The following is a 15,360-nucleotide window of genomic DNA, read 5'->3' as shown; positions in this document are numbered from 1 at the left end:
ACGATGAGCAAGAATCCCGTGAACTCGATCGTCATCACGGAGCTGCGCAAGTCCTACGACCGGACGGCCGGCAGCGAGGCCACGTACGCCGTCGACGGTGTCTCCTTCGATGTCCCCAAGGGGCAGTTCGTCACGCTGCTCGGGCCCAGTGGGTGCGGGAAGACGACGACCCTTCGCTGTGTCGCGGGTCTTGAGCAGGCCACGGGCGGGCGGATCGAGATGGGCGGGCAGGTGATGTTCGACGTGCCGGAGAAGATCCATGTCCGTCCCGAGGACCGGCCCATCGCGATGGTCCCGCAGTCCTACGGCATCTGGCCGCACATGACGGTCCTCGACAACGCGGCCTTCCCGATGCGGCACGGCCGCAACCGGCGCAAGGGCCAGGACATCCGGGGTCGCGCCCTGGACATGCTCGACCAGGTGGGTCTGGCCCCCATGGCGGACCGGTGGGCCACCCAGCTGAGCGGCGGGCAGCAGCAGCGCCTGGCCTTCGCCCGTGCCCTGCTCGGCGATCCCGAGGTACTCCTCCTCGACGAGCCGCTGTCGAACCTCGACGCGAAACTGCGCTCCAATCTCCGCCAGGAACTCCGCTCATTCCAGGAACAGTTCGGGGTCACCGCCCTCTACGTCACCCACGACCAGGCGGAGGCCCTGGCGCTCTCGGACATCGTGATCGTGATGAACCACGGGCACATCGAACAGATCGACCACCCGGAACGGCTCTACGACCACCCCCGTTCGTCCTTCGTCGCCGACTTCATCGGCAGCGCCAACCTGCTGCCCGTGCAGGATGTCTCGCCCCTGCGCGACGGCACCGGTGTGACCGCGAAGACGGACGTCGGCCCGGTGGTCTGCGGCCGCTCGTCGGCCGACGGGGACCAGCGCTCCAGCAGCGGCGGGTACGTGTGCGTCCGCCCGGAGAACGTGAAGGTCCGAACCACCCCTGAGGGACAGCAACCGACACTGAGCGACGCCGAGTTCCTCGCCACGGTCGACTCCTCCGAATTCCTCGGCGACCGCCTCGAACTGGTCGTCCGCGCCGCCGACATACCCATCACGGTGTCCGCACGGGCCGGCCTCGGGTGTCGGCCGGGCGACCAGGTCGTGGTGGGGTTCGATCCGGAGACGACGAGCTATCTCGCGAGCTGAGGAGGACGTGGGCATGGAGATCGGCAATATGTCACCCAGCAGGCGCTCCCTGATCGCCTCCGCGCTCCTCGCCGCAGCCGCCGGACCGGTTCTCGCCACGGCGGGCCCGGCCTCGGCCGCCGCCGGGCGCACCGTACGGACCGTGTCCGGTGTGCTGCGCGGCACCCCGGGAAGCGACGCATCCATCACCGCCTTCAAGGGCATCCCCTACGCTGCCGCGCCGGTCGGTGACCTGCGCTGGAAGCCGCCGGCGCCGCCCGCCCCGTGGAAGGGTGTGCGCGACGCCGACGCGTTCGGCGCCTCTCCCCCGCAGGCCCAGCCCGCCGACGGCAGCCTGACGATGAGCGAGGACTGCCTGTACCTCAATGTGTGGACGGGGGCATCGGTGTCACGCAGCGGCCGTCGGCGCCCCGTCTTCGTCTGGATCTACGGAGGTGGATTCTCCGGCGGCACGAGCTCGGACCCACTGTTCGACGGCGAGAACCTGGCCCGTAAGGACATCGTCGTCGTGACCTTCAACTACCGTCTCGGCGCTCTGGGTTTCCTCTCCACGTCCGAGCTGAGCGCGGAGTCGCCGCACGGCGTTTCCGGGAACTACGGCGTGCTCGATCAGGTCGCGGCCCTGAAGTGGGTGCGGCGCAACATCGCCGCGTTCGGCGGCGACCCGGACAACGTCACCATCGCCGGCCAGTCCGCCGGCGCGGGCTCGGTCGGGTTCCTGTCCATGTCACCGCTCGCCAAGGGACTCTTCCGGCGCTCGATCGCCGAAAGCCAGGTCCGCGACCCGGGCGATCCCGAACTGCGCTACCTCGGCACCTCCTACCGCAACTCCGCCACCGCCGAGAAACAGGGCAGTGCCTACGCCTCCTCGCACGGCGCGGCGAATCTCAAGGAGTTGCGCGCTCTGCGCTGGCAGGACCTGAACGACGCCGCGTCGCTCCCGGACACCACCGTCGACACCGGGAGCGTCGCCAAGCCGCCCCTGTTCAGGCCGGTCGTGGACGGCTGGGTGATCCCGTCCGGCTTCCGCACGACGCTCGCCCGAGGCACCCAGAACGACGTCATGTTCCTCGCGGGCAACAACCTCGACGAGAGCGGCGCCGTCCCCGAGACCGCTTTCGACTACTGGCGGGAGGCCGGCTACCCCGGCCGCCCCGGGGCGCCACCCATCCATGTCACCCTCGACGACTTCACCAGCGCCGCCCGGCAGAAGTTCGGCTCCATGGCCGACGAGTTCCTGCGGCTCTACCCCGCGACCACGGACGACGAGGCGGCCCGTGCGAGCAACGACGCGGTCCGCGACAACGCGCGCTCCTCGACATACCTGTGGGCCACGCGCTGGACCCGCCACACGGACCGGCCCGTCCACACGTACTTCTGGACCCACCGGCCGCCCGGCCCCGACCACGACATCCGCGGCGCCTACCACGCCTCCGAGATCGCCTACGTCTTCGCCAACCCGACCTCGTACTGGACCGACAAGGACCACGAGATCGCGGACGTCATGTCGTCCTATTGGGCCAACTACGCGGCCACGGGCGACCCCAACGGTCGCGGGCTCCCCAAGTGGCCCGAGTACTCGACAACTTCGCCCACGGTCATGGAGGTCGGCGACCGCTTCGGTCCGATACCGGTCGCCACGCCCGAGCGGCTCGACTTCTGGAGGCGGTTCTTCGCTACGCAGGGAGCGTGGTGATCCACCAGGTCGACCGAAGGCCGCCTCACGGCGCTCGCAGGAGGTCACTGAGGGCGAGGTCATCGAGCAGGTCAGCGCGTGCCCGGTTCACCTGGCAGCGCGTCAGGGCGTTCCCGCGAGCCAGCCCGTGTCCGTCGCCGGCTCGCGGGCGGCATTGCCCGCACCCGGCTCGCCCAAGGTCAACAGACGTTGACCCGGTAGTCCAGCCACGCGCCATCCATAGTGACAGCACACCGACGACGAGCCCTACTAGGGGCCCAGCGCTCCCCAGCAGGTGCTTGATGTCGCCTGCGGCGTGAAGGCCGTCGCCACGTGCACCCCTCACATCCCTGACAGGAGTACGTACGGGCACTCGGCGTGCCCCAACACGGGCCAAGACGTAAGCGACAGGTCCCACCTCGTTCACGACAGGCAACCACCACACAAGGTGTTCGGAAAAGGAACGGCTAAGCGGCGCCTAAGAGCCGAAAAGCTCTGCATCTACGTTGCGCATCCAAGCCGCTGTGAGGTCCTCACCCCATGCCGCCACATGGTCTACGTCGGGCATAGGCCCCTCACCGCGCCAAGGGCGCGCGGCGCTGCCGCGCTTTCCTCGACTTGTCCTTTTCTTGTCGCTGTGTGACCAACTGCTCGTGCTCGCCACCGTCTTCGTGAGGGCCCAGCTGGTGCGCCGGTCCCGAAAGACCGGTACGGGCTGTCTCCTGTCGTGCACGTGCAGCTGCTGACCTCAATCGGACCGGGGGGGACCTCGTCGAATCGGTCCGACTCGAGCCGGACCGGCATCGGACCGGTCAGGATGTTCGCCCCGCGTCCGGAGGTCCGCCGTGACGAAGGGTCTGTTCCAACTCACCGTCCACTCCCACCCGTTCGTCGAGAGTCCGGACTCGGTCCGGTCCGCTGCCACCCGGCCCGCCTCGGAGTCCGATGCAGTCCGATGCAGTCCGATACGGTCCGATTCGGGTCCGACCGTCACCGGCGGCGGTCCGGACCGCGTTGTGTCCGGCTGTTGGGCCCCTCGGCGCCCTGCACCTCAACCACACTGCATCCGCACGCCGCCGAACCGACGAAACCCAGCAGCCAATAGCTCGGGGCACCGGGCGGCGTCAGCAGCCCTCAACCTCAGTGGCCCCGCTACTCATGAAGCTGAGAAGTACTACGAGACAGCATTGAGTTGCGGTCACTTAAGGAAGTGGGCATTGCGCCGCTGAGCTGCGGTTTGTCGGCGTCTTGGGGCTGCCTCTCTAGCGGGAAGACGAATCGGAAGTCCCATTGGTAGCCGTCTCCGCCGAGCGACGGCCCACTCTTTAACCATCACGTTCCGCACATCTCCCGGAGTGGGGATCCGGACACCCCGCTCCTGTCGCCGCCCGAGTGGCCGCGGAGGAGGATGGAGTGTACGGAGCCGGCCGGTGAGCAGCCAGATCTGACCGACGGGCCGAGTGAGAGAGGAGGTGCGGCGTCATGTCGCAGTTCATGGACGTCCACCACGGAATGAAAGGCCTCACGGCCGACGACCTGATGAAGGCGCACCAGGCCGATCTCGCGATCGAGAAGGAAGAAGGCGTCCACTTCGAGAAGGCATGGGCGGACCCGGAGTCCGGCACGGTCTACTGCCTGTCCAAGGCCCCCACCGCGGATGCGGTCCAGCGCATCCACGAACGGGCAGGGCACAAGGCCGACGAGATTCACGCAGTCCCCCTGGCCGTGTGATCCCGGGCGCGAGGCCTGGGAAACGGCGCCGTGCGGGAACCTCCGCCCGGGGCCCGCACGGCGCTGCCGCCCCTCCCCCGCCGCCGTCCTGAGACGTATCCCCGGGCCCGGAGTAACGTCGGAGATGTGAGCGGAAACGATGCGGACCGGCTGTGGACGCAGTCCATGCCGGATGCCTATGAGCACCACCTCGTGCCGGTGTTCTTCCGGCCCTTCGCGGCCGACCTCGCGGCGCGTGCGGCGGCGCTGCGCCCGCAGCGTGTGCTCGAACTCGCCGCGGGTACCGGGGCCCTTACCACCGCCCTGTTCGACGCGGCACCGGACGTCCAAGTCCTGGCGACCGACCTCAACGACGCGATGGTGACCCGCGGCTCGGCCCAGGAGCCGCGCGCGCAGTGGCGGCAGGCGGACGCGCAGAAGCTGCCGTTCGAGGAAGCGTCGTTCGACCTTGTCCTGTGCCAGTTCGGGGTCATGTTCTTCCCCGACAGGCCCGGCGCCTACGCGGAGGTGCGCAGGGTCCTCGTCCCGGAAGGGCGCTTCCTGTTCAGTAGTTGGGGGTCCGTGGCCTCGCACGGCTTCGGCGCGGCCTTCCAGGACGCCCTGGAAGCCGCGATCCCCGAGGGCGCCCCGACCTTCCTCCGCGACATTCCGCACGGCTACACCGATCCGGCCGTGGTGGCCGAGGACCTCGCGGCGGCGGGGCTCGGCCTGGACGCCGCCGAGGAAGTGACGCTGGAGGGCGTCGCGGAATCGGCCGCCTCCGTGGCCACCGGATTCCTGACCGGCACACCGGTGAGCGCCGCGCTCGCCTCCCGCCCGGACGCGGCGGCCGTCCGGGACACCGTCACCCGGGGCATGACGGACGCCCTCGGCATCGGCCCGGTCACCGCCCCGATGACGGCGACGGTCTATACGGCGCGCCGACTGCCTGGCGGAGCCGCGTAGGCTCCTCGCCATGTCCGAGCCCGATCCCGACCCACGTCTGCAGTCCTTGGCCCACCGGATCCAGCCGGGACCCGTACGAAGGGTGAAGGTCCTCGGGTTCGACGGGGACGATGTCCTGGTGCGGCTCCTCGATGCCGAGGGAGGGGCGGGCGCTTCCGAGGTCGGTCGGATTCCTCGGCACGAAGCGTCGATGCGTCGGCCGGGGCCTCCGGACGAACTGTTCGAGGTCGGCCAGGAGATCGAGGCCGAGGAGATCGGGCGGTGGAGCGAGGGGCAACTCCGCCTCTCCGCAAGGGCGTGTGAGATTCCGGCCCTGCGGGATTTCCTCCTCGCCTTCGAGCGGGGGCAGCTCGTGGAGGGGACCGTCACCGCGGTGCACGCCTTCGGGGTCTTCGTTCACGTCGACGGCGAACCGGACGGTCTGTGTACCGGCTTCGTCCGGGTGCCGGACCTGTCGTGGGACCGGTTCGACCATCCCCGCGAGGTCGTCGAGGTGGGCCGGCGGATCACCGCTGAGGTGATCATCGCCGACCCGCGCTCCGGACAGGTCGCCCTCTCCCTCAAGGCCCGGCGAGAAGGTCACCCCGCTGGGTGAACGGACGAGTGAACTGGGGCTCTTCGCCCGCTACTCGCCGTGCGTGATCAGGCTGCCGTCCTTGCAGTGCTCGGTGTGCTCACCCACGTGGCCGCCTCCGAGCGCGGGGGTGACGGCGACCTCCTTGAGGCAGGTGGCCGCGTCGGCGGCGTTCACGTCGTCCGCGATGCCGACTCCGGAGCCGAGGTTGCTGCCGTTGGCGGCCTGGGCCGGTGCGGCGAGTCCCGTGAGGGCGAGGACGAGGCCGGCGGCGCTGATGATCTTCTTCATGCCCGGCGAACGATGCGGTGCGCCATCTGGGTGCGGGGCGGCGGGCAGGATCACCTGCCCAGGCGAGAAGGCGTACGTTCGCGCGGGCTGCGTGAGGCGGAGGCCCGGCCGCCAGCGCGTGGCGTCCGGTTCTCTGGTGGCCTCGACGCGCTCGAACCCCTGACTCAGCTCCACCAGACGAGCACACCGCCCAAGAGGAGGGCCGCACAGATGCCCAGATTGGTGCGCCGGTAGGCGAGGAACAGTGCCACGAACTCGCGGAGCATCGCACTGGGCCAGAAGTACGCGGCGGTCGGGGCGCCCACGACGTGCCCCCGCACCCCGGCCCTGCGCGCGGTCACCGCGGCGCGGAACACGTGGTAGTTGTTCGTCACCATCACACACCGGTATCCCGGCACGGCCTCTTCCATGATCGCCTTGCTGAACCGCAGGTTCTCCTCCGTGGACGTCGAACGGTCCTCACGTTCGATCAACTCGGCTGGGAATCCCCGCTCCACGAGGTAGTCCGCCATCGCGTGGGACTCGGGCAGTTCTTCGTCCGGGCCCTGTCCTCCCGAGGCGAGCAGGATCGGCCGACCACCCCTCTTCGAGAGTGCGGCGTGCAGACGGCGGGCCCGCTCCAAGCGGCTCGCCAGCAGCGGGGGCACCGAAGAACCGTTCACCAGACCGGATCCGAGAACCACCACGTAGTCGGTCCGTCGGCGCAGGTGGAGCCTTCCGTAAAGGAACGCGTAGACGAGGAAGCAGAGGAACAGGAAGGCGCAGTATCCCACCAGGGCCACGGCAGTCCCCGCCACGATCAGCAGGGTGCGGGTGTGCTGGACCCGGGCCACGATCAGCAGGGACAGCAGCGCCGCGAGCGCGCCCCCGGCCAGCAAGGACAGCAAGTTCGCCGGGCTCCTTCCCTCCTTGCGCCACATCGTCACGCCGTTGGAGATCAGGAATCCCGACAGGACGACGATGCAGACGACCGCCAGCGCGACCAGCCAGACGGCGAGCGTCCGGGTCAGCCGCGGGTCCTCGCGCACGAGCTCGAGCAGCCAGGGAGCCGGCGCGAAGATCACCGCCAGGCCCAGAAGGACGGCGTTGCTGAATCGGCGTCGCTCCCGCACCACTCCGAAGCAGAACATCAGAAAGAGCAGAACCGCCGGAGCGTAGGCCAACATGCGCACATGCTAGGCCCATACTTCCCGGGCCTGAACGCAACGCATCCCGCCCTGGTTTCGGCCGCAAAGGCCGCCACAGGTTTCGCCGCCGGGAATCGGGCAGGCGAAGAGGACACTCAGTGAGAGCCACGATCTGCAACGAAGAAGGGACGGCTCCCTCATGAGCGCTCCAATGACACAGGCGGAGCGCGTGACCTGCCCCGATGCCCGAAGTCGGGTCAGGTCGGTGCTCCAGCCCCTGTGCGAGAAGCTGCCCGCCCACCAGGCCCACCAACTGTGCCAGGACGCCTGCCTGGTGACCAGCGAACTGATCACCAATGCAATGCTGCACGGTGCCGGCGTGAGCGACTTCCATGCCCACGTCGACGACAAGGTGCTGACTGTCGGCGTCAGCGACCACAGCACGGCCCTGCCCCGCACGGCACCCCGCGCGCCGGAGCAAGCCGGCGGATTCGGCTGGACCATCGTCCGCCTCCTCAGCACCCACGTCGAGGTCGCGCCGGGCGAAGAAGGCGGCAAGACCATCACGGTTACGCTCGACGCAGCGCGACTGCCCGGCGCATGACCGGCGAGTGATCGAACTCGTGCTGATCGGGATGAATCCCTGCCTGGGGGCGTGCCGCCCCACGCACGCGGCCCTCCTCACGCGTCGGCGGTGACCTTGAGGACGTCGCACGTGTGCTGGAACTCCTCCATCAAGCGGGTCGCCTCGACGACCAGAACGCCGTAGGGGCGGGTGGAGTCGGCCAGCGGCAGGTCGTGCTCCTTCGCCGACTCCGTGATCCGCTCCCGCGCCTTCTGCGCCGTGACCGCCAGCTTGCACATCTCGTCGGCCTGCTCCGCGAGGGTGTCACTGTCGATCTCGGCGACGACATGGGCGATGTCGCGCAGTCGGAGGGCGAAGTCCGCGTACCGCTCGAGGACCGGGGCGTAGGTGTAGGTGCTCTCCTTCTCGCGCCACGTGCCGAGACTGCGGGTCAGCGAGCCGAGCTGGTAGACCGCGCGCTCCAGTGCGTCCAGCGTGTCCCGGTAGCGTTCGAACGACAGGTAGCCCCGGTGCGCGGGCAGCAGGCGTCGCGGATTGAAGGGCAGGCTGTGCTCGGCCATGCTGAGCCCGCTCCGCGCGTTCTCGACCGCGTCCTGCAGGCGGCCGCCGGTGGTGCGCCAGTGCTCGGCCCGGTCGGCGTCCACGTCACCGCTGCCCAGGCCGTCCGCCACGTCGTCGAGCAGGGCCTCGATCTCGGCGGCCAGGGCGTGCAAGCCGTGTTCCGCGCTGCGGTAGCGCAGCGGAGGCACGATGCACAGGTGCACGATCAGGCCGATGCCGCAGCCGACGAGCACGAGCAGGATGATCTGCCCGAGTTGGCTCGCCTTGTCCGCTGTGGAGGTGGCCGCGGCGTAGGTGGAGAAGGCGAAGAACGCGGCCGTCGGGACCTGGGAGCGCTGTTCGCCCAGCGCCGGCCACTGCGCGATGACCAGAGCGATCAGGGCGACCAGGACGAAGGCGATGAGATCGGGTCCCACGGTGAAGCCGATCGCGGCCTGTACCGCCACGCCGACCGTGACGGCACCGGCGTAGCGCAGCGCCTGCCACACCGATGCATGGATCGTGGTGTTCATGGTGAGCGCCGCGGAGAACGGTGCGAACGCAGGCGACATCGCTTTCATGAGGTCGTGTGCGACCCACCACGCGAGTGTCGCGGCCAGGGCGCATTTGCCGACGAACAGTACGGTGTCGCGTTCGTGCCCGGACGAGCGCAACGCCCGCGCCCACCACTGACCACCGCTTCGGATCCGGTCCAGCACGTGCTCTGCCTTTCCTTTCTGTGTGCCCCTTCGCGTGCATCAGAACAAAAGGATGGGCCCGACCGTGAAAGGCCGGGCCCATCCTGCTCGTTCGGCGCGCCGCTCAGGGCCGCCTCACCATCGGTACCAGCGTCCCTTGCGGGCGCCGCCCGACGCGGGGCGGACCACGAAGCCGAGCAGCCACACGACGAGCACGATCACAGCGACCCACCACAAGGCCTTCAGTGCGAAGCCCGCACCGAAGAGGAGCAGGGCCAGAAGAAGTACCAGAAGCAGGGGAACCATTGTTATTACCTCCTGGCCACCGAGTGCTCTGGTTCGCCTTTCACAAACCACGGTTCGAGGCTTTACGGCAGGTCGACCTTGTGTGCCGCGTCGACGAGGCGCCGCAACTCCTCCTTCGTCCAGCCGGTCAGTTGCGACACCTGCGCCCAGTCCTCGGGCGTCGCCTCACTCGACCGCAGGACCGCGGCCGCCTCGGCCTCCAGGTCCGTGCGGGCCGCGTCGAGGGCGGCGGTGGCGTCCTGGTACCGCTGCAGCGCGAGTTCCAACTTGGGTTCGTCCATCGCCGCATTGTGCCCCACGAAGCCGACGCCGAGCGTGACGTCACATCACGTCACGTCAGACCTTGCGCCACCTGGCGTTGGCCCACGAGAAGAGTCCGAAGGCGACGAGCCCCACGGCGATCAGTACGAGCAGCCACGGTCCAGCCGGGGTGTCGGTGAAGGAGCGCAGCGTGTCGTCGATGCCCTTGGCCCGGCCCGGCTCGTGTCGCACCGCGGCGGTGACGGCGAAGGCTCCCGCGGCGGTGAACACCACGCCGCGGGCGGTGCCGCCGAACACGCCGAGGAAGTCGACGTACTTGCGGGCGCGCGAGGAGAGTGCGGACATCTTCAAGTGCTTGCGGAACTTGCGCAGGAGCGCCCGTACGGCGATCCACAGGCCCGCCGCGGCGACGGCGCACCCGGCGGCGCCGACGATCCACTGCCCGTGCGGCCAGTCCAGCGCCTTCGCCGTGACGTCCTTGGAGCTCTTGTCGGAACTTCCGCCGCCGCTGGACTTCTCACCTGCGGCGAAGGACAGCACGGAGTACGCGACGAAGCCGTAGAAGACGCAACGGCCTGCGGCCATCGCCCGTTTGCTCGCCTTCCCGCCGTCGGGGCCGGCCTGGCCGAAGACCGCCTCGGACAACCGCCACAGGGCCATTCCGGCCAGGGCGATGCCGAGCAGCCACAGCAGGGCCATGCCGAAGGGTTTCTCAGCGATCTCCGCCACCGCACCGCTGCGGTCCGCCTGCTTGCCGCCGCCGTCGGCGAAGGCGATGCGCAGGGCGAGGAATCCGATCAGGAGGTAGATGACGCCGCGCCCGACGAAGCCCGCCCGGGCCGCCATCGCGATCGCGGGGCTCTTCGCCGCGCTGCGTGCCCGTCCCAGTCCTCGTGTCCTCGCCGATCCAATAGCTGCCATGACAGCCGAATGCCCCCGGTTCGAACTTCAACTCCTGTCCGTGGCGGGCGACTTCGCGCCGAGGCCGTCCCGTGGGGCGGCCGGGGACAGCCGGATGCCCGGCCACCGGCCCGTCGCGGCCAGTTCCCGGGTGACCTCGACGATGCCGCGCCGCACCGCCACCACCGTGTCGCGCGGATCGTAGCCGTCCGTGGCCGTGCGCACCGCGATGTGGCGGCGCAGCACCGGGTCGACGATGCGACGGACTTCGAGGTCGTGCCGGGTGCCGTGGACCGCGACCACCGAGCGCGGCAGGATCGTGCAGGCCTCGCCGCTCTCCGCGATACGGATCAGCGTGCCGAGCGATTCCACGTCGCCGACGTTCCTGGGCACCAGGCCGTGGGCGGCGAACGCCCGGTCGACCAGGGCCCGCAGGTTGCTGCGGGCCCCCGGCGTCACCAGCGGGACCTGCCGCAGGTCGTGCAGCGACACCTCGTCCGGGCTCTCCGGGGCAGGGTCCGGGTGGCCGATGAGGTACAACTCCTCCGAGTACAGCGGGAGTTCGGCCGTGCGCGGCGCGTCGTCCTCGCGGAAGACCGCGGCCAGGTCGAGGCGCCCGGCGAGCAGCAGCTCGTGGACGTAGCCGCTCATCGACTCGAAGAGCTGCAGGTGGATGCCGGGATAGTGGGCGCGCACCCAGGAGAAGAGGGCCGGCGCGAGCGGCGCGGTCACCGTCGTGGGCAGGCCGATCGCGACCGGGCCGTGCACCGGCTGGCGGCCGCCGGTGACGTCCTGGGCGAGCCGGTCGAACTGCCGCACCAGTTGCTGCGCGTCCCGGTAGAGCGTCAGCCCCTGGGCCGTCGGCCGCACGCCTCGCGGGCCGCGGTCGAGAAGGCGGACGCCGAGATGCGCCTCCAGCTGGGCCATGCGCTGGCTGACGGCGGGCTGCGACACATGCAGCACACCGGCGGCCCGGGACAGACTACCGGCGTCGACGACCGCGATGAAGTCGCGGAGCTGGGCGATGTCCACGGGGTGTTCGCGGCCGCCTTCCGGCTCTGGGGTGTCGGTCTACGTCTCGGTATGCCGTGCGGCGCGGTGGGCAATGCGGCGCGCTCGTTCGACGACAGGCCGGTCGATCATCTCACCGTCCACGGTCGCCGCCGCGTCGTGGCCCGCGGCGAGGACGCGGCGGGCCCAGTTCACCTCGTCCTCTGCGGGGACGAAGGCCGCGCGCACGTGCGGGAGCTGCGCCGGGTGGATGCAGAGCTTGCCGCCGAAGCCCCAGGCGCGGGCGCGGGTGGCCGCCCGGGTCACGGCGGGCTCGTCGCGGACGGCCGTGGTCACTCCGTCCACGGGTGCGGGCCGTTCGTTCACCACCGACCAGCGGACCAGGTCGGCGCGGGCGGAGTCCAGCGCCCTGTCGTCGGACACGTCCAGGTCGAGGGCGAGGTCGATGCTGCCGAAGAACAGGCGGGCGCAGGCGGGTTCGGCCGTGATGCGGTCGAGGGCGACCAGCCCGCGCGCGGTCTCGATCAACGGGAGGACGCGGGTGCCGCTCGTCTCGGCCGCGTCCCGCACCTGCGCGGCTGACTCGGTCTTGGGGAGCACGACGGCAGCGGGCGACAGAGCCCGGCACAGAGCAATGTCGTCCGCGTACTCGGCGGCCCGGGGACCGTTGACCCGTACGACCACCGGGATGCCGGCGTCCCCGGGCCAGTCGGCACGCAACTGCTCGCGGGCAGACGCCTTGTCGCCCGCCGCCACGGCGTCCTCCAGGTCGATGACGACGGCGTCGGCGCCGCTGGTGACCGCCTTCTCGAACCGGTCGGGGCGGGAGGCCGGCACGAACAGCCAGGTCACCGCCGTGGCCAGTGGGTCCGTCGGGTCGGTCATACGGCACCCCGGTTCGTGAGTTCGTCGATCTCGGTGGGTGTCAGGCCCACCTCGGCGAGGATGTCGCGGGTGTGCTCGCCGAGGCCGGGCACCGGGTCCATGCGCGGGGCGTCGTCGACCAGTCCGGGCGGGGCGAGTGCGGGGATCGGTCCTGCCGGGGTCTGCACCTGGTGCCAGCGCTCGCGGGCGGTGAGCTGCGGGTGCTCCCACACCTCGGCCAGCGAGTTGACCTGGGCGTGCGCGACCGGGACGGCGGCGAGGAGTTCGACGGCCTCGGCGGCGGTAAGGTCGGCGAACCGCGCCGCGATGATCGCGCCGAGGGCCTCGCGGTGCGCGTTGCGGGCGGCGTTGCCCGCGTATTCCGGGTGCGTCGACAGCTCCGGCTGCCCCAGGAAGCGCTCGCAGAAGGCCGCCCACTCGCGCTCGTTCTGGATGCACATCATGACGACCTTGCCGTCCCCGGCGGTGAAGGGGCCGTACGGGTAGATGGTCGCGTGCGCCGCTCCCGCGCGCGGCGGCGGCTCGGCGCCGTCGTACGCGTAGTACAGCGGGAAACCGAGCCACTCCACGGTGGCCTCCAGCATCGACACGTCGACGTGTGAGCCCTCGCCGGTGCGGCCGCGTTCCAGCAGGGCGGCGAGAATCCCGCTGTAGGCGTACATCCCGGCGGCGATGTCGGACACCGAGATGCCCACCTTCGCCATCTCCTCGGCGCTGCCGGTCACCGACAGGAGTCCGGACTCGCTCTGGACCATCAGGTCGTACGCCTTCGCGGTGGCGTACGGGCCGGGGGTGCCGTAGCCGGAGATGTCGCAGACGATCAACTTGGGGTGGGCGGAGTGCAGTTCGGCCCAGCAGAGTCCTGCCCGCTCGGCCGCGCCGGGGGCCAGGTTCTGCACGAAGACGTCGGCCTCGGCGAGCAGCCGGCGCAGTACGTCCATGCCCTGAGGGTCCTTGATGTCGAGGGTGAGCGACTCCTTGTTGCGGTTGACCCACACGAAGTGCGAGCTGAGCCCGTGCACCCGGCTGTCGTAGGCACGGGCGAAGTCGCCCGCGCCCGGCCGCTCCACCTTGATCACGCGGGCGCCGAGGTCGGCGAGCTGGCGGGTGGCGTACGGAGCGGCGATGGCCTGCTCGAGCGAGACGACGGTGATGTCGCGGAGGGGTTGCATGTGCTTCTTTCTCTCGTACGTGCTTGTGGGGGCGGCTCTCGGGTCTCACACCACGAAGCTCACCGCGATGACCAGCACCAGCGAGACGACCGATGCCATCGCGGTCACGAAGGTGAGGGCCTTGAGAGCACCCCGGGTGGTCACCCCGAGGAGCGGCTGGAACATCCAGAAGAAGTTGCTGTTGACCTGCAGCGCGAAGAGCGATCCCGAACCGATGGCCAGTGCGAGGACCGCGGGCGGCACGGCGAGGTCGCCCATGATCGGGGCGATGATCCCGGCCGCGGCGATGGCGGCGACGCCGATGGAGCCGATGGCCAGGTGCAGCAGCGCCGCGACGAGCCACACCAACAGGATCGTCACCACGGTGGACATGCCCGCGTCGGCGGAGAAGATCCCGGAGAGCACCTTGTCGAGGCCGGTCTTGCCGATGACGGCGCCGAGCGATCCGCCGACTCCGGTGACGAGCAGGATCTGCCCGGTGCTGTGGAAGCCCTCGGTCACCGCCTGCTCCACGCGCTCGTTGCTGAGCACCCGTTTAGCGAGGGTGTACGCGCCGACCAGGCCGGCGAACAGCGCGAACGCGGGGTTGCCGAGGAAGGCGAGCAGGTCGGACTTCACGCCCGCGGCGTCGGCGATGGCGCCGGTGGCGATGAGGAGCAGGGGGACGACGATCGGCAGCAGAGACAGGTAGAGCGGCGGCATCGGGCGGCGGGCGTGGGTCCGCTCGTCCTCGGACGCAGGTGTCTCGGCGGGCTCGGTGGAATCGGCCGGCTCGGTCGGCTCTGTGTCGGCGGGTATTTCGTCCCTGTCCGCGTTCCAGAAGCCGACCCGCAGCAACCGCCCGTAGAGGAACGTCGTCAGCAGCGCAGCCAGCGGGCCGAGGACGAAGCCGTACACCAGCATCGTGCTGAGCGGCACATGCAGCAGACCGGCGACCGCCAGGGTGCCGAGGCCCGGCACCACGAACACGTAACCGACGAGGATTCCGGCGCTCAGGGCGCCGCCCATCATGGGCAGACCGTAGCGGCCCATGCGCGGCGCGGCCGACTTGGCCAGCGGGGCGGCGAGGACGAGCTGGACGTCCACGTAGATGGACGGGAAGACGGCGCTCAGGGCGCCGGCGAGCGCGTAGGGGAGCTTGCCGGGGCCGAGGACGCGCATCAGCTTCTCGACAAGTTTCTGCAGCGCCCCCATGGAGTTCAGCAGCGAGCCGAGCAGGACGCCGAAGCCGATGAGCAGCCCCACCTCGGCCATGATGTCGCCGAAGCCGTCGACGATCGTGTCGATGGTGCCCTCGAAACCGAGGCCGGTCGCGATGCCGAGATAGAGCGAGCCGATGACCAGGGCGATCACCGGTTCCACCTTGGGCACCAGAATGAGCAGGACGACCACCAGGATGGCGATCGCGGTGTGCAGAGCTGTCACGGGGATTCCTCTCACCACGGCGTGAGTCCACGTGAGGGAACCATGCTGCTCACAGTGGCGGAAGACGGGAATCCGCGAGGGGGG

Annotated in this window: 16 protein-coding genes; 6 read left to right on the top strand and 10 right to left on the bottom strand. The window is 70.0% G+C overall.

The window, feature by feature from the left end; translation table 11 throughout:
• Positions 1-3: 3 nt before the first annotated feature.
• The 5 genes from ACZ7L4_RS03605 to ACZ7L4_RS03585 all read left to right on the top strand — a co-directional run bounded on the left by ACZ7L4_RS03605 (position 4) and on the right by ACZ7L4_RS03585 (position 6,095).
• Complete coding sequence (locus tag ACZ7L4_RS03605; protein ID WP_472099337.1) at positions 4-1,149, top strand: ABC transporter ATP-binding protein; 1,146 nt, start codon at positions 4-6, stop codon at positions 1,147-1,149.
• Between the two features lie 13 nt (positions 1,150-1,162).
• The gene (locus tag ACZ7L4_RS03600) at positions 1,163-2,845 is read left to right on the top strand and encodes a carboxylesterase/lipase family protein (protein ID WP_472099336.1); all 1,683 of its coding nucleotides are present in this window, start codon (positions 1,163-1,165) and stop codon (positions 2,843-2,845) included.
• A 1,461-nt stretch (positions 2,846-4,306) separates the two neighbouring features.
• Positions 4,307-4,555 (top strand): SCO4226 family nickel-binding protein, encoded by a 249-nt coding sequence (locus tag ACZ7L4_RS03595; RefSeq protein WP_472099335.1) that lies wholly within the window; start codon positions 4,307-4,309, stop codon positions 4,553-4,555.
• 165 nt (positions 4,556-4,720) lie between these two features.
• On the top strand, positions 4,721-5,500 hold the full coding sequence (locus ACZ7L4_RS03590) for a class I SAM-dependent methyltransferase (protein WP_472100380.1): 780 nt from the start codon (positions 4,721-4,723) through the stop codon (positions 5,498-5,500).
• 10 nt (positions 5,501-5,510) lie between these two features.
• Positions 5,511-6,095, top strand: a complete 585-nt coding sequence (locus ACZ7L4_RS03585; protein WP_472099334.1) for a S1 RNA-binding domain-containing protein — start codon at positions 5,511-5,513, stop codon at positions 6,093-6,095.
• Positions 6,096-6,125: 30 nt separating this feature from the next.
• Here ACZ7L4_RS03585 and ACZ7L4_RS03580 read toward each other — a convergent pair whose 3' ends face one another.
• Together ACZ7L4_RS03580 and ACZ7L4_RS03575 are read right to left on the bottom strand one after the other, a co-directional pair.
• The gene (locus tag ACZ7L4_RS03580; protein WP_472099332.1) at positions 6,126-6,365 is read right to left on the bottom strand and encodes a lipoprotein; all 240 of its coding nucleotides are present in this window, start codon (positions 6,363-6,365) and stop codon (positions 6,126-6,128) included.
• 164 nt (positions 6,366-6,529) lie between these two features.
• Positions 6,530-7,531 carry a YdcF family protein gene (locus ACZ7L4_RS03575; RefSeq protein ID WP_472099330.1) on the bottom strand — a complete coding sequence of 334 codons (1,002 nt, stop codon included), beginning with the start codon at positions 7,529-7,531 and terminating at the stop codon, positions 6,530-6,532.
• A gap of 160 nt (positions 7,532-7,691) precedes the next feature.
• Between ACZ7L4_RS03575 and ACZ7L4_RS03570 the strand changes: the two genes are divergently transcribed.
• Positions 7,692-8,096 (top strand): ATP-binding protein, encoded by a 405-nt coding sequence (locus ACZ7L4_RS03570; RefSeq protein ID WP_472099329.1) that lies wholly within the window; start codon positions 7,692-7,694, stop codon positions 8,094-8,096.
• A gap of 77 nt (positions 8,097-8,173) precedes the next feature.
• On the opposite strand, the gene ACZ7L4_RS03565 is transcribed toward ACZ7L4_RS03570, so the two are convergent.
• From ACZ7L4_RS03565 to ACZ7L4_RS03530, 8 genes are all read right to left on the bottom strand, one after another.
• On the bottom strand, positions 8,174-9,337 hold the full coding sequence (locus ACZ7L4_RS03565; protein WP_472099327.1) for an FUSC family protein: 1,164 nt from the start codon (positions 9,335-9,337) through the stop codon (positions 8,174-8,176).
• A 114-nt stretch (positions 9,338-9,451) separates the two neighbouring features.
• Positions 9,452-9,622: a hydrophobic protein gene (locus ACZ7L4_RS03560; protein WP_422481572.1), complete on the bottom strand. Its 171-nt coding sequence runs from the start codon at positions 9,620-9,622 to the stop codon at positions 9,452-9,454.
• Positions 9,623-9,684: 62 nt separating this feature from the next.
• Complete coding sequence (locus ACZ7L4_RS03555; RefSeq protein ID WP_450810037.1) at positions 9,685-9,903, bottom strand: hypothetical protein; 219 nt, start codon at positions 9,901-9,903, stop codon at positions 9,685-9,687.
• Positions 9,904-9,958: 55 nt separating this feature from the next.
• Complete coding sequence (locus tag ACZ7L4_RS03550) at positions 9,959-10,729, bottom strand: DUF1206 domain-containing protein (RefSeq protein WP_472100379.1); 771 nt, start codon at positions 10,727-10,729, stop codon at positions 9,959-9,961.
• 102 nt (positions 10,730-10,831) lie between these two features.
• On the bottom strand, positions 10,832-11,815 hold the full coding sequence (locus ACZ7L4_RS03545) for a LysR substrate-binding domain-containing protein (RefSeq protein ID WP_472099325.1): 984 nt from the start codon (positions 11,813-11,815) through the stop codon (positions 10,832-10,834).
• Positions 11,816-11,854: 39 nt separating this feature from the next.
• On the bottom strand, positions 11,855-12,679 hold the full coding sequence (locus tag ACZ7L4_RS03540; protein WP_472099324.1) for an HpcH/HpaI aldolase/citrate lyase family protein: 825 nt from the start codon (positions 12,677-12,679) through the stop codon (positions 11,855-11,857).
• The gene (locus tag ACZ7L4_RS03535) at positions 12,676-13,851 is read right to left on the bottom strand and encodes a CaiB/BaiF CoA transferase family protein (protein WP_472099322.1); all 1,176 of its coding nucleotides are present in this window, start codon (positions 13,849-13,851) and stop codon (positions 12,676-12,678) included. Before ACZ7L4_RS03535 ends, ACZ7L4_RS03540 begins: the two co-directional genes overlap by 4 nt.
• 45 nt (positions 13,852-13,896) lie before the next feature.
• Positions 13,897-15,276, bottom strand: a complete 1,380-nt coding sequence (locus tag ACZ7L4_RS03530; protein WP_472099320.1) for a GntP family permease — start codon at positions 15,274-15,276, stop codon at positions 13,897-13,899.
• Between the last annotated feature and the right edge of the window lie 84 nt (positions 15,277-15,360).

Source organism: Streptomyces sp. NPDC107575, assembly GCF_055657265.1.
Note: the sequence above shows the minus strand (reverse complement) of the source record. Positions and strands in the feature narration are given on the sequence as shown.

What these genes read in the sequence shown, in the direction of transcription:
- ACZ7L4_RS03555 (WP_450810037.1), bottom strand. Translation starts at nt 9,903, where the DNA reads ATGGACGAACCCAAGTTGGAACTCGCGCTGCAGCGGTACCAGGACGCC.
- ACZ7L4_RS03595 (WP_472099335.1), top strand. Translation starts at nt 4,307, where the DNA reads ATGTCGCAGTTCATGGACGTCCACCACGGAATGAAAGGCCTCACGGCC.
- ACZ7L4_RS03550 (WP_472100379.1), bottom strand. Translation starts at nt 10,729, where the DNA reads ATGGCGGCCCGGGCGGGCTTCGTCGGGCGCGGCGTCATCTACCTCCTG.
- ACZ7L4_RS03575 (WP_472099330.1), bottom strand. Translation starts at nt 7,531, where the DNA reads ATGTTGGCCTACGCTCCGGCGGTTCTGCTCTTTCTGATGTTCTGCTTC.
- ACZ7L4_RS03600 (WP_472099336.1), top strand. Translation starts at nt 1,163, where the DNA reads ATGGAGATCGGCAATATGTCACCCAGCAGGCGCTCCCTGATCGCCTCC.
- ACZ7L4_RS03580 (WP_472099332.1), bottom strand. Translation starts at nt 6,365, where the DNA reads ATGAAGAAGATCATCAGCGCCGCCGGCCTCGTCCTCGCCCTCACGGGA.
- ACZ7L4_RS03560 (WP_422481572.1), bottom strand. Translation starts at nt 9,622, where the DNA reads ATGGTTCCCCTGCTTCTGGTACTTCTTCTGGCCCTGCTCCTCTTCGGT.
- ACZ7L4_RS03535 (WP_472099322.1), bottom strand. Translation starts at nt 13,851, where the DNA reads ATGCAACCCCTCCGCGACATCACCGTCGTCTCGCTCGAGCAGGCCATC.
- ACZ7L4_RS03570 (WP_472099329.1), top strand. Translation starts at nt 7,692, where the DNA reads ATGAGCGCTCCAATGACACAGGCGGAGCGCGTGACCTGCCCCGATGCC.
- ACZ7L4_RS03540 (WP_472099324.1), bottom strand. Translation starts at nt 12,679, where the DNA reads ATGACCGACCCGACGGACCCACTGGCCACGGCGGTGACCTGGCTGTTC.
- ACZ7L4_RS03590 (WP_472100380.1), top strand. Translation starts at nt 4,721, where the DNA reads ATGCCGGATGCCTATGAGCACCACCTCGTGCCGGTGTTCTTCCGGCCC.
- ACZ7L4_RS03585 (WP_472099334.1), top strand. Translation starts at nt 5,511, where the DNA reads ATGTCCGAGCCCGATCCCGACCCACGTCTGCAGTCCTTGGCCCACCGG.
- ACZ7L4_RS03605 (WP_472099337.1), top strand. Translation starts at nt 4, where the DNA reads ATGAGCAAGAATCCCGTGAACTCGATCGTCATCACGGAGCTGCGCAAG.